General features: G+C 52.7%; 11 protein-coding genes. 1 reads left to right on the top strand and 10 read right to left on the bottom strand.

The window, feature by feature from the left end:
- Positions 1 to 2 precede the first annotated feature (2 nt).
- The 7 genes from amrB to rplJ all read right to left on the bottom strand — a co-directional run bounded on the left by amrB (position 3) and on the right by rplJ (position 8,914).
- Positions 3 to 845, bottom strand: a complete 843-nt coding sequence (amrB, locus tag AC1EKS_RS06655) for an AmmeMemoRadiSam system protein B (protein ID WP_481008654.1) — start codon at positions 843 to 845, stop codon at positions 3 to 5.
- A 136-nt stretch (positions 846 to 981) separates the two neighbouring features.
- On the bottom strand, positions 982 to 2,133 hold the full coding sequence (locus AC1EKS_RS06650) for a hypothetical protein (RefSeq protein ID WP_481008655.1): 1,152 nt from the start codon (positions 2,131 to 2,133) through the stop codon (positions 982 to 984).
- Between the two features lie 231 nt (positions 2,134 to 2,364).
- The gene (locus tag AC1EKS_RS06645; RefSeq protein ID WP_481008656.1) at positions 2,365 to 3,519 is read right to left on the bottom strand and encodes a hypothetical protein; all 1,155 of its coding nucleotides are present in this window, start codon (positions 3,517 to 3,519) and stop codon (positions 2,365 to 2,367) included.
- 444 nt (positions 3,520 to 3,963) lie between these two features.
- Complete coding sequence (locus AC1EKS_RS06640; protein ID WP_481008657.1) at positions 3,964 to 5,859, bottom strand: ABC transporter ATP-binding protein; 1,896 nt, start codon at positions 5,857 to 5,859, stop codon at positions 3,964 to 3,966.
- The gene (locus AC1EKS_RS06635) at positions 5,856 to 7,637 is read right to left on the bottom strand and encodes an ABC transporter ATP-binding protein (RefSeq protein WP_481008658.1); all 1,782 of its coding nucleotides are present in this window, start codon (positions 7,635 to 7,637) and stop codon (positions 5,856 to 5,858) included. The genes AC1EKS_RS06640 and AC1EKS_RS06635 overlap by 4 nt, the downstream gene beginning before the upstream one ends.
- A 299-nt stretch (positions 7,638 to 7,936) precedes the next feature.
- On the bottom strand, positions 7,937 to 8,326 hold the full coding sequence (rplL, locus tag AC1EKS_RS06630; RefSeq protein WP_481008659.1) for a 50S ribosomal protein L7/L12: 390 nt from the start codon (positions 8,324 to 8,326) through the stop codon (positions 7,937 to 7,939).
- 66 nt (positions 8,327 to 8,392) lie between these two features.
- Positions 8,393 to 8,914 (bottom strand): 50S ribosomal protein L10, encoded by a 522-nt coding sequence (rplJ, locus tag AC1EKS_RS06625; protein WP_481008660.1) that lies wholly within the window; start codon positions 8,912 to 8,914, stop codon positions 8,393 to 8,395.
- Positions 8,915 to 9,440: 526 nt separating this feature from the next.
- Between rplJ and AC1EKS_RS06620 the strand changes: the two genes are divergently transcribed.
- On the top strand, positions 9,441 to 10,946 hold the full coding sequence (locus AC1EKS_RS06620; protein WP_481008661.1) for an ATP-binding protein: 1,506 nt from the start codon (positions 9,441 to 9,443) through the stop codon (positions 10,944 to 10,946).
- A gap of 171 nt (positions 10,947 to 11,117) precedes the next feature.
- On the opposite strand, the gene AC1EKS_RS06615 is transcribed toward AC1EKS_RS06620, so the two are convergent.
- The 3 genes from AC1EKS_RS06615 to AC1EKS_RS06605 form a co-directional block, all read right to left on the bottom strand.
- The gene (locus AC1EKS_RS06615) at positions 11,118 to 11,747 is read right to left on the bottom strand and encodes a hypothetical protein (RefSeq protein ID WP_481008662.1); all 630 of its coding nucleotides are present in this window, start codon (positions 11,745 to 11,747) and stop codon (positions 11,118 to 11,120) included.
- Positions 11,748 to 11,817: 70 nt separating this feature from the next.
- On the bottom strand, positions 11,818 to 12,450 hold the full coding sequence (locus tag AC1EKS_RS06610; RefSeq protein ID WP_481008663.1) for an IS3 family transposase: 633 nt from the start codon (positions 12,448 to 12,450) through the stop codon (positions 11,818 to 11,820).
- Positions 12,451 to 12,715: 265 nt separating this feature from the next.
- Positions 12,716 to 13,048 carry a transposase gene (locus AC1EKS_RS06605; RefSeq protein WP_481008664.1) on the bottom strand — a complete coding sequence of 111 codons (333 nt, stop codon included), beginning with the start codon at positions 13,046 to 13,048 and terminating at the stop codon, positions 12,716 to 12,718.
- Positions 13,049 to 13,057 lie beyond the last annotated feature (9 nt).

Below are 13,057 nucleotides of genomic sequence, written 5' to 3'. Positions count from 1 at the left end.
GGCTAGCTCCTTACCTCGAAGGCGGCGTACCCCACTACCCGATCCCTGCCCGCATAGGGGGTGTTACCCGAGTTGTAGTTTCCGATTAGACACGGATAGACCTCCCACTGCTTACACAGTTCTAACAGCCCATTGAGCGGACGCACCCCGCAGGCTTGCTCTGAAGTGAGCGGAAGCTCCAGATTTTTTATCTGCGTAATCGTTGCCTCATCTATGAGTTCTGCCTGCTCATAGGGGTGATAGTGGGAAAGGTCAGAACTGACCGCCACTAAGGTTTGTTCATCGGCGAGGGCGGAGATGATTGCGGCTACCTCCTTGGGGGCTGCCTCCCCCACATTGAGCGGAATCAGTTCCACATCCTCACCAAAGTTCTCGATTATCAGCGGAACCTGCACTTCCAAAGCATGTTCTTCCCGGTGGGTAAGTGGATGGACAGTTACTTTTAGCGGCAAATCCTGGGTTTGCTCCAGCACCTTTTGAGTGGGTACCGCCAGCATCCCCGCCGGAGTTCCGAACTGGTCACAACCAGGTAAAGCCACTCCCCGAATCGCTACCCGGTGAGTGGGTCCCAGTAGCAGTATCCGTTTGGTCGCTTTGCGCCCTAAAGCCGCTCGGCGCCAGGCAGCGGCAGCTAGCATTCCGGAAAATACCCACCCGGCATGAGGTGCCACAATTGCCTTGACCTGCCCACTTACTTGGGGATCATCGGGTGGTAAATCCGAGCGTACCTGTAGGTATTTCGCAGCAGCTTCATTGAGAGTACGTGCCTCTGCCTTGATTGCCGTGGCCGCTTGCGGATAAAACATCCCGGCCACCGCCGGTTTCCGTCGCAGATGCTCGCCCATAATCCCTCCCTCATCGCAGGTAGATTACCTCTATTTTAGCTGGTAATCCGGGTTACCGTTCTGCTTTTATCGAGTACCCCGGTATTCGGCACGGAGGCCAGATTTTTCCTCCTGCCCGGCGTTATCAGGATAAAAGTTATAGATATGGGCGAAGATCTACCGATGGCCCCCCTTGTAATCTCTCAAATGGGGATGCCCTGTCGCCTACGTAGCCCACGCCAGTTTTTCTATCAACGGTGTAATAAGTGTGGTTTTGAGTATCTTCCGACGGTTTGTACCAGTCGAGCCTGATAGCTACCTGATCCCCTTGTTGCTGGTAGATAGTAACCTTTAAAACCTCGCCAGTGCCCTTTAATCCTTCTTCACCACCAACGTATTTCAACTCAAGTGCCCTGGCTGCTTGCGTCAATTGGCTATCGCTGTAACCTTTGGCTTCTTGCGCTTTTTTGGCTTCTTCGGCTTTTTTGGCCTCAGCTTCGGCTTTGGCCTTAGCGATCTCAGCTTTCTTCGCCTCACGCGCGTCGGTCACTTTCTTAATACACTGCTCAATCTGAGCATCATCCATACCGTACTCTTTATAAATCTTTCTTAACTGGGCAATCTGCTCATCACTAACATTTTCCGGACTGATGGGATCCAACTTAAAAACCGTTGTCGAAGCAGAACTGCTAGCGCCACTACCAACAGCTTCACCACTCTTACCCGATTTACCAGACTTCGCACCTTCACCCGCCTGCTTACCACCAGCAGCCTTCTTAGCCGGAACCGCAACCTGCAACGGAACCGGATCCTTCGGCACCACAAAAATCCGGCCATCATCCAAAATCGGAGACGCCTCCAGCAGCAACCGATAACTACCAGCCAATAACTTCAGATTAGTTTTACCAGGGAAAAACTTAACCCGCTTATCCACCTTCTTATTATCTAAATCCTCACCGGTAACCCGAAGCGGCACAAAAGAAGACTTCCCCGCATCATAGCCCTGCCCATTAACCTCAACCAACACCGACTGATACTGATGAGCCGCCTGCCAAGCAGCATTCTCCACCTGCTGCTTACGATAAAACCAAAAACCAACACCAAGCGCACAAACCAAAACCAACACCAAAATGCAACACAAAATAACCAAACCCCGACGCCCTTTGGAGCCACCAGCGTTCTTAGGATCAGCGCCACCCAATCCAGGCTGTTGCCCCATCACCGGAGGCATCACCCCAGTCGCATCCCCATCACCAGAAACGTAAGCATCCCCCATAGCACCGGGACGATCACCAAAACCACTCGCCATAACCAACACTCTCCTAAAACACGCAGTAGGAAACAGCAAAACCTGCCCCCATGCTAACGCCCCAAACAACACCAAACCCCACATTCCCTGTCTGAATTACGGTACAACGCAGGAGTTAGGTTTTACCCCAGCAAGCGCGGAGCCCGCACAGAATCGTAGTTGCTTCCAGGGAAATCTACTCTACCTGTAGCTAACCCCTTCCATAGATACTTATAAACCAGCGGAGAAGCGTTAGTGAATATAGGGAGTAATGTCTACTGGCCTAAACGGTCCCAACCCAGCCATGCCATAGTCATAAGTACCTTTTCCGGTTTTTGAGTCGATACCGTAGTAACGGGCAATTGAATTGTGACCGTCAGGATAGTCCCAATAAATCCGCACACAAACATCGCCCTTAATTTCTGGAATACACCCCGCTATGTGCGCTCCTAATGGTGGAGGAGAGCTTGACGTAGTGGCCTCCGGGTGAGCTTTGTAATGCCTAAAAGCTGCGTCTAAAATTTGTTGCTCAGTGAAGGGACCAGCTTTTCTAGCCTGTTCTGCCTGTTTTTTGGCTTCTTCGGCTTTTTTGGCCTCAGCTTCGGCTTTGGCTTTAGCGATTTCAGCCTTCTTCGCCTCGCGCGCGTCGGTTACTTTCTTAATACACTGCTCAATCTGAGCATCGTCCATACCATACTCTTTATAAATCTTTCTTAACTGGGCAATCTGCTCATCACCAACATTTTCCGGACTGATCGGGTCCAGCTTAAAAACCGTTTTTGAAGCAGAACTGGTAGCGCCACTACCAACAGCTTCACCACTCTTAGCCGATTTACCAGACTTCGCACCTTCACCCGCCTGCTTACCACCAGCAGCCTTCTTACCCGGAACCGCAACCTGCAAGGTAACCGGATCCTTCGGCACCGTAAAAATCCGGCCATCATCCAAAATCGGAGACGCCTCCAGCAACAACCGATAACTACCAGCCAATAACTTCAGATTAGTTTTACCAGGAAAAAACTTAACCCGCTTATCCACCTTCTTCTTATCTAAATCCTCACCGGTAACCCTAAGCGGCACAAAAGAAGACTTCCCCGCATCGTAACTTTCCCCGTTAACCTCAACCAACACCGACTGATACTGATGAGCCGCCTGCCAAGCAGCATTCTCCGCCTGCTGCTTACGATAAAACCAAAAACCAGCACCCAGCGCACAAACCAAAACCAACACCAAAATGCAACACAAAACAACCAAACCCCGACGCCCTTTGGAGCCACCAGCAACGGCTGGATTCTCCATAGAACCTGGACGATTATCAAAACCACTCGTCATAACCAACACTCTCCTAAAACACGCAGTAGGAAACAGCAAAACCTGCCCCCATGCTAACGCCCCAAACAACACCAAACCGAGCATTCCCTGTCTGAATTACGGTACAACGCGGAGCGGAGATTTTTTCCGAGTAGGGGCAGGGACTAGATTTCCCAAAGTCGGAACAGAAGGGGCGCGGGGGTTAGGTTTTATCCGATCAGGCTAGGCGGGCGTAAAAGGGGCGCGGCCGGCAAAAGATACGGTCCTAGCCAATACATCCCCCATCGGAAACACACCCCTTTAGCCACCACAACAAACTCCATTCTTAGCATCTGCCAGGAACCGAATCAGCAGGTGTTTTTATCTATTCAAACCCGCAATTTTCAACGCGCAGCAACACCAAAACACAGACATCAATGGGGAAGAAAGCGCTGAAACTAGGTTTTCCCGAGTCGGCTAGGCGGGCGTAAAACTCGGAAAATGCATGAGCATTTTTCGAGTTTTTGGGCAGGAGGGGAACCTAGTTTCAGCGCAATTAAATCACGCATCTATGTCACCTTTGGTGAACTGCGCGTTGTAGAGGCGGGCGTACGCGCCTTGGGCGGCCAACAACTCTTCATGCGTGCCGAACTCGACAATATCGCCATGCTCCATCACGAATATCACGTCACTGTCACGAATAGTAGACAGGCGATGGGCGATCACAAAAGAGGTGCGCCCCGCAGTAGCTTTGGCCACTGCGCGCTGAATCAGCTGCTCCGTCCGGGTATCGACCGAGGAAGTAGCCTCGTCAAGGATCAAAAGCGGCTTATCGGCGATCATAGCCCGAGCTATAGTCACCAACTGCCGTTGCCCGGCTGAGAGGGCGGAATCTTCACGGATCTCGGTATCGAGGCCGTGGGGCAGTTGCGCGACTAGATCACTAAGTCCTATCGCTTTAATCACTTGCGCTAGGCGCTCCTCGGATACGTCCTGGTGGGAATAAACAATGTTTTCCCGTAGGGTTCCTTGGAACATCCAGCTGTCCTGGAGCACCATTGCGAACTGTGAATCCACGTCCTCGCGCCGCATCGCGGACAACGGGGTGCCGTCCAGGAGGATTTCTCCAGAGTCGAGTTCGTAAAAGCGCATTAGCAGGTTTACCAGAGTGGTTTTGCCGGCTCCGGTCGGCCCTACAATCGCGACGTTTTGCCCCGGGTGTACTAGGGCAGAAAAGCCGTGAATGATTTCTTTGCCCGCTTCATACGAGAAGCGAATATCCCGGAATTCGACTTCGCCTCTAGTGTCCTTGCCGCTCAGCGCCGGTTTTTCTGATTCCTCAGGCAGCTCGTCCTCTTCTAGGATTTCAAAAACGCGCCCTCCAGCAGCTGCCGCTGATTGGAAGGAGGCCGCCGCAGAGGCCAGATTCGATAAGGGCTGAGTAAAAACCCGAATGTAGAGCATAAATGCGGCGATTACTCCGATGGTTACGTAGCCTTTCACCACCAGGACTGCTCCTAGCACACACACCACCACGTAACCCAGGTTTCCTACGAACCCCATTACCGGCATCATCAGTTGGGAGAGGAAATCGGCGCGCCAAGTGGCGTTGAAAAGCCGCTGGTTACGGCGGTTAAACTCGGAGGTGGTGGCGGCAGCAGCATTGTAGATATTGATGATCCCTTGCCCGGATAGCGATTCTTCGATATGCCCGTTTAGGCTGCCCAGATAGGATTGCCGGCGAATAAAAAACCGTTGCGAGAACACCATGATTACGGCGTTGAGGAGGAATCCCAGCACCGTCACCCCCATACCGGCCAGCGCCATCCGCCACTCGGTGTAGAGCATCATAAAAGCGGCACCTATCAGGGTGACCACTCCGGTAATGATGGTGGTGATTGCGGAATGCAAGGTTTGTACCAGGGTGTCAATATCGTTGGTTACCCGGCTCATGGTGTCGCCGTGGCTGGTTTTGTCAAAAAAGGACAGCGGGAGACGGTCGATTTTTCGGTCAATAGCGGAGCGCATCCGCTGCCCGGTGCGTTGGGTAACCACCACCATTATCAGCGATTGTCCCAGGTTAAAGCAGAATCCCAGGACCAGGACGAGGGTTGCCATCCGCAACAAATGAAAGATCCTCTCCATGTCGATACTGCTGCGCAGCCCCGAGGCAATCACATCGGTTATCAAACCTAAGAACATCGGCATAATCGCAGTCAGGAGCGATCCTACAATCGCCAAAACTACCGCAACCAGGATAGCTATCCGGTAACGCCCTAAAAACTTGGCAAGTCCGCGCACCGATTGCGAAAATTGTCCTTTTTTGGCTTTCTCGTAGACGTTTCCCCCGCGCGGTCCTCCCTGGCGCACTGGCGACATTTTTTCGGCGACTGGTTCGAGACCGCGCCGCGCCGACTCGACTCGCTGCTCCCACCTGCTCATTTCTACGTCTGTCATGCCAACTCCGCTTCGGAGAGTTGGGACAGCGCGATTTCTCGATATATTTTCGAGGACGCCATCAGGGATTCATGCGTTCCCCGCGCCGCAATCTTGCCGTGATCGATTACTAAAATTTGGTCGGCCTCCCGCACAGTCGCAATCCGCTGCGCCACAATAATCTGGGTTTTCCCGCTTGCTTTTTCTGCCAGTTCCCCGCGAATATCGCGGTCAGTCGCATAGTCGAGGGCGCTAAAAGTGTCATCGAAAATCAGGATTTGCGCGTCTCTAGCCACTGTCCGCGCGATCGAAATCCGCTGTTTTTGCCCGCCGGAAAAGTTACTGCCCCCTTGAGCTACTTCTGCCGCGAACTCGCCCTCTTTATCGTCAATGAAATCGCAGGCAGCGGTATCACCAGCCGCAACGATATCGGCGGGAGTAATATTTTTTAGCCCTTCCCCAAAGGCGATATTGGAGGCAATAGTCCCGGTGAACAGGGTGATCTTTTGGGGTGAATAAGCGATTTGGTTGCGCAAGTCGTGTAAGCGCCATTCCCGCACGTCCTGGCCGTTTACCAAAACCTGGCCTTCTCGAGGATCATAAACCCGGGGAATCAGGTTCACCAGGGAAGTTTTTCCGCTGCCGGTGGCTCCAATCAAGGCGACGGTCTGCCCGCGCGGAATTTTCAGATTTATCTGATGAAGGGCGTCATTTTCGGCTCCCGGATAGCGGAATGAAACCTCTCTAAACTCGATTGCCGGTAGCTCGGGGTCGTAGGTTTTTTCTTTTCCGAGGGCGAGGGCGGGTTTGTCGGAAGGATGGACCGGATCAACTAGGGAGGGCCTGCGATCTAACACTTCCCGAATGCGGCGGTTAGCCACAATCGCGCGGGGAGCGAAAACGAACACCATCGCCATCATCAAGAACCCGCCAATTGCCTGGGTAGCGTACCCAGAAAATACGATCATCTGCGAAAAGAGGGTTACTTTGGCGGGCCCGGCTGCTGCAGAAATCATGAAAGCGCCCAGAACATAGATCGCCAGGTTAAGCCCGGAAATCACGGTGTTCATTATCGGCATCATGAAGGAAAAAGTGCCGGAGACCATCAGGTGCGTATTCGTTAGTTCCGTGTTGGTGGTTTCAAAACGCTTTTGGTGAAACTCCTGGGAGCCGTAGGCGCGGATAACCCGCACCCCCTCCATGTGTTCGCGGGTCACCCGGTTAAGGTCATCAGTTATCCGCTGCATCCGCATCATCCGGGGCATTACTATCCGCCAGATGCCGAAAATCATGACCAAGAGGATCAACGCCGCGACCCCAGTAGCGACGGTCCAAGTCAGATTCTTCCCCGCGATTTTTATGATTGCCCAGATGGTGAGAATAGGGGCTTTCACCATCATCTGACACCCCATAACCACAAACATTTGCAGCTGAGTGACATCGTTAGTGGAGCGAGTAATCAGTGAGGATGCGCCGAAGTGTTCAAAGTCTGCTTCCGGAAGCGAAATCGCTTTGGTAAACACCGCTTGACGCAGATTTCGGGCGACGGTGGCGCCGATCATCGCCATGCAATAACCGGTGATGATAGCGGCCACCATAGAACCGGCGGCACATCCCAACATTTTCGCACCTTCGGTCAGTACCCCGCTGACAGTAGCGTGCGGCCCCACAATCATTTCGGTGATGGTTTGCATGAAGTCGATTAGGCGCAAATCCAAGAAAACCTGGCAGACGATAGTGATGATTGCCAGCGCGCTGAGCAGCCATTCTTTTCTGCCTAGGTGCCGCAGTACGGTCACAAAATCACCCCTGCTTTCTAGTGTCTAGTCGCGCGCAACTGTTTGCATCCTAGCGCGCCGCCGAATGCTTATTGGCCGAATTACCTGGTTTTGCGCCCTCCGCGAATAAGCAGATCAGCACGGAGCTAAACAAGTACCAAATTTCCGGGCACTACCAGCAAGAACGATAAAATAAAGACACACAAAATGGGTATTAGCCCTTACTTTGCCCGAGCTTTCCAGGTAGCTTGGCGTATGCAAAAGCGGTGCGGGGAATATTTTCCCCGCACCGCTTTTTGAAAGTAAAAGACTAGCTAGCCTTACTTCAGGGTGACAGTGGCACCCGCGCCTTCCAGCTCTTCCTTGGCCTTCTCGGCATCTTCCTTGGAAGCGCCCTCCAGGATGGCGGTGGGAGCGGAGTCAACCTTTTCCTTGGCCTCTTTCAGAGCCAGTCCGGGCTGCAGTGCACGCAGAGCCTTGATTACAGCGATCTTCTTGTCGCCAGCGGCTTCGAGCACTACGTCGAACTCGGTCTTTTCTTCGGCTGCTTCTTCGCCACCGGCAGCACCGGGGGCAGCAACGGCTACGGCGGCGGGGGCCGCGGCCTCTACGTCGAAGACGTCCTCGAATTCCTTAACGAACTCGGACAGTTCCAACAGAGTCATTTCTTTGAAAGCATCAATTAGCTCTTCTTTGCTGAGCTTAGCCATATTGGCATTCCTTCCTATTTTTGCCCACGCGAGGCAGATTTTTTCTTGTCGATCTATACGGCTTTACTAAGCCGCTTTTTCCTGCTTTTCGCGCAGGGCGTCCACGGTGCGAACCGCCTTGGAGGCGGGCGCCTTGAACATAAAGGCAGCCTGTACCAGTTTGCCTTGCATTGCACCGGCCAGTTTGGCCAGCGTAGTTTCGCGATTATCCAGTTCAGCGAGTTTCTTGACTTCTTCTTCAGACAAGAACTTCCCGTCGAGGACACCGCCTGTAATAACCAACTGCTCGTTTTCCTTGGCGAAGTCGCGCAGCGTCTTGGCCGCATCCACGGCCTCTCCGGTTACGAACGCGATTGCGGTCGGACCGGTTAGCTCCTCGTCCAGGAAGTCAATCCCCTGGTTCTTGGCGGCAATCCTAGCCAGCGTGTTCTTCGTGACGGAATAAGTAGCCGTTCCCGCCAGGTTCTTGCGCAGCTCAGTCATCTGAGCCACGGTCAACCCGCGGTATTCGGTGAGCAGCAGGGCCGATGCCGAGCTGATTTTTTCTTCCAGCTGAGCGATCATGGCTTGCTTGTCAGCTTTCGCCATTAGGCCCTCCTTCCGTTTATCCGTGCCGGGGGCCAGAACAAGAAAGCCCCGTGCAGATTGCACGGGGCGAAAATAAACCTATCGATCCTAGCTGCTGCCCTCCCAAAGGGAAGGACGTCCTCTTTTACGAGGACGCGCAACCATTTTCGATACGTTACGCATCGTTCAACCTACACAGGCTTCCGATCTGGAACTTAAACCCACTGGTGTGGGCACCGGCGATCTTGGGCAATAGCCAATTTAACAGCCCCTTCATCTGCGGGTCAAAGCGGAAAGGCAGGATATGCCCCTTTTGTGGGTTATTTAACTTCGTCGCAGCTTCGGACGCTGTCTTGGCATCACCGTTAAGGGCGGGGAAAAACAACGAGGGAACAGCCTGGTGTCGCGGACACGGAACAGCACCTAAGCGCGGCTGATCAAGCGTGAACCAATTATTTCATCGAGCTCTCAACTGAACTCTCAACTTAACTCTCAACAGTTGAGAGTTAAGTTGAGAGTTCAGTTGAGAGCTAGTAAAATATTCTTTGTGCAGGCACCAACAAATCAGGATGAACTGGAGAAACTGGTTGAAGAACTCCGCTTCGCCGGAAAAGATACTCAACAAGTGGAAGTGAAGGACGCTGCCGGCGGACTACCAAAATCGATAGTTGAAACTCTTTCTGCTTTTAGTAATGGCGCGGGCGGCATTATTATTTTGGGATTACAAGAACACAATAACTTCGCTTATAGCCCCCAGTTCAAAGCGAGAGCTGTCTACGATGCCCTGGCAGGTGCCTGTAACGAAAAACTAACTCCCCCGGTCAGAGCGGATATCAACTTATTACCTTACTCAGGTAAACAGGTGCTGGTAGCGAGCATTCCCGCCCTACAGCCACGCGACAAGCCTTGCTACGTCACTAGCAAGAACATCTATGGTGGATCCTACATCCGCACCGGCGATGGTGATCGCCGTTTATCCGCATACGAAATTGACCGGCTCTTGGAAAATAAGACTCAACCCCGCTGGGACAGTGAAGTCATATCCGAATGTAGCCTGGAAGATTTGGACTCCCCGAGCATCGCAGCCGTGTTACGCCGAGAAAGGGAAGCTCATCCGCGTATATTCGGTAAAATCCCCGATGAAGAGGCTCTGAAGCAACTCAGGATTATCGGGGTGGGAAAAGATAAAAATTTACACCCCACTTTGGCTGGTTTGCTGGCTTTGGGGATCTACCCACAGCAATATTTTCCCCGTTTGACCGTGACTTACGCGGTTTACCCGGGGTCAACCAAGGCCGCAGCTCCCTCTGGGCAACGACACCTAGATTCGGGAACTCTCGTGGGTCCTATCCCCGCACTGGTTGCCGATGGGGTGGAGGTAGTAGCGAAGAATATGCGCATCGGCGGGGTTATTAAAGGAGCATTTCGGCGAGACCTGGTTGATTATCCTTTAGTCGCGGTTCGCGAGGCTCTAACTAACGCACTGATGCACCGAGATTACTCACCGGCGGCGCGGGGAACACAAGTACAGTTAAACCTTTACGCCGATCGCCTCGAAATATTGAACCCCGGAGGTCTATTCGGCACGGTTACTGTGGATTCTTTGGGAAAACCGGGTTTATCTTCCGCCCGGAACCAGTTTTTATCAAAGCTTTTAGAGGTTACCCCTTATGAGGATGGGGGTTTCGTTGCTGAAAATCGCGGTAGCGGTTACCAGGAGATTCTCTCCCAACTAGAGCAGGACATGCTGCCACCACCACGCCCGGTAGATAGGTTAGACAGTTTCAGTCTGACTTTTGAACGCCGCCAGATGACCCCCGCCGAACGGGGCGCCGCTGCGGGCACGTCCTCAAGAGCACGCATCTTGGATTATCTACAGACCCACAAGACTGCCAGCAGTAGAGAGTTAGCAGGGGCAGCTGGAATCGGGGTAGGCGGCACCCGAGCTATTCTAAATTCCCTGGTCAAATCGAAAATAATCACTCGCACCGAACCGGCCACCAGCCCCAAGCAACGCTACCGCCTAAACAAAAACGTGGAGGACGCGCAGTAAAAGAAGGATGCCAGCCAGCAAGAATCTAGCCGCACTTCTTCACCTAAAGGCAGACGAAAACTTAGCGGGCAAACCAGAAACCCGCCGAACACTCAACTCAACTCTCAACTCAACTCTCAACTCAACACTCAACTGTTGAGAGCTCCATATGAGAGCTAGTTGAGAGTTCAACTAAGCTTTATTGGCCAGCTCATCTTCTGAATCTGGGATTGCTTCAGCAATAGCGCTCAATATTCCCACAATGATTGCTAACCACATTGCTTGCTTGGTATGAGCATAACGCTGACCTGCCTGGCGTCTTTTTTCTCCCCTCGAAAAAATAAGTTTTTCCCCGAGGAAGATTATCGAAAGCAGGAAGGCAGCAAAAGTAAAGGCGACTGGTGCCGGGATGGTGTTGACCGTATCTTCCTCTTCGCTTTCAGCAACGGCTGCTGGGTCAGAACATCCACACGAATTATCTTCTTCCGCCGATTCCCCCTGCTGACTATTTTTAGTTTTGCCCGCTTCGGCATCCCGGTGACATTCGCAAGCATCCTTGTGCCCCGCGTAACCCTCATTATCTGCACCTCGAAAACCGATTCGCAATGAGGGAATCACGTTCGTAAACCATCCCCAAGCTATTTCTCCGGCTAGCAGCAATATTTTTATGCCACTGCGAGATTTGCGGGAACGTAGGTAATCCGGCAACGCATACCAGGAAAACGTGCTCAGAGTGTTAAAGATTCCGCTCCCCAAAGCGCGTTTTACAGTTGATTGTTCCTGGTAGTCCTGTTTCAGCTTTGCAAGCACTGACCTGCTCACTACAGCCCCCTAACTAACCTTTTCCCCGGACGTATACCGATATGAAGCGTCCTGGGTTTTGTTCCGCTTCTTATACGGGGGTCAGCTCGCTGACCCGAGTTTGATTATACATATCGATGATGTCGGCTGGAGTGCGGTATCCGAGCGCTTCGTGTAGGCGCTCATTGTTCCACCAGTGCACCCAGTTCAGCGTGGCGAACTCAACCTCTGTCAGTGACGCCCAGGGGTGGGAGTAGATTAACTCAGCCTTGTATAGTCCGTTGATAGCCTCGGCTAGCGCGTTATCGTAGGAATCTCCCACCCTCCCCGTGGAGGGCTTGATCCCGTAATTAGCCAGTTTCTCGTTATAGGCAATACTGGTGTACTGCGAGCCATGATCGCAGTGATGCGTAAGATTCACGAGAGTTTCTTTCGCTGCCTGGATGGCTTGCTCGAGCGCCTCCAGCGGTAGAGCCTCGGTTTTCATTGAGGATCGCCTCGCCCAGCCTACAATCTTTCGGCTATAAACATCGGTTACGAACGCTGTATACACGAACCCGGATAGGGTTCGAACATACGTGATATCACCAACCCACAGTTCGTTGGGTCTACTGGCCGTGAACTGCCGATTCACCAAATCCGGGCGAGAATCTGGTACTTGAACGGGTCTGGTTGTTATTGCTGTGCGTCCCCGGCGAACACCAGCAATCCCAGCGATTTTCATGAGTCGAGCAACCTGGTCAGAGAGTGTCCGATTGTTTGTGTGCGGAGGGCTTGATTTATAAGTACTCCGCGAATCGGTCTGGGTATGCCACAGCTAGTTGGTTGATAGCTTGTTTCCAGCCGTTGGTATTCGATCACGAATGCTTCTGGCGCTTGCTGGTCTGCTCTTGGCTAGCCGGTAGCCGCGAGAGGTAATAAACCCTCCTTCCAAGCTAGCCCCCAGTGTCCGGCAAATCGGCTTGACCCCGAAACGATTCTTATAAGCGTCAATATAGGCGATCATCATCGGGCCGGTCGGTGAGCTGCGCCGGGAAAAAAGCCGAAGCAGTTTTCAAAATCTCATTCGCACGGCGCAGCTCCGCATTCTCGCGTTTGAGCCGTTTGACTTCCTCATGCTCTTCACGGGTGAACCCCTGCCGCTCACCCGTGTTCACAAGATGCTGCTCATACCAGCGGCGCAGTGACTCGTTTGCGATCCCCAGCTTCGGCGCGATCTCACGGACTGCCTGCCACTGAGAACACGAACAATCAGCAGCCAACCGATCAGAAAGCACTCCCACCGCACGATCCTTAAAATCCCGAGAATACCTCTTAGACATATCCCTAAC

Source organism: Varibaculum sp. C0165D1, assembly GCF_056590355.1.
Note: the sequence above shows the minus strand (reverse complement) of the source record. Positions and strands in the feature narration are given on the sequence as shown.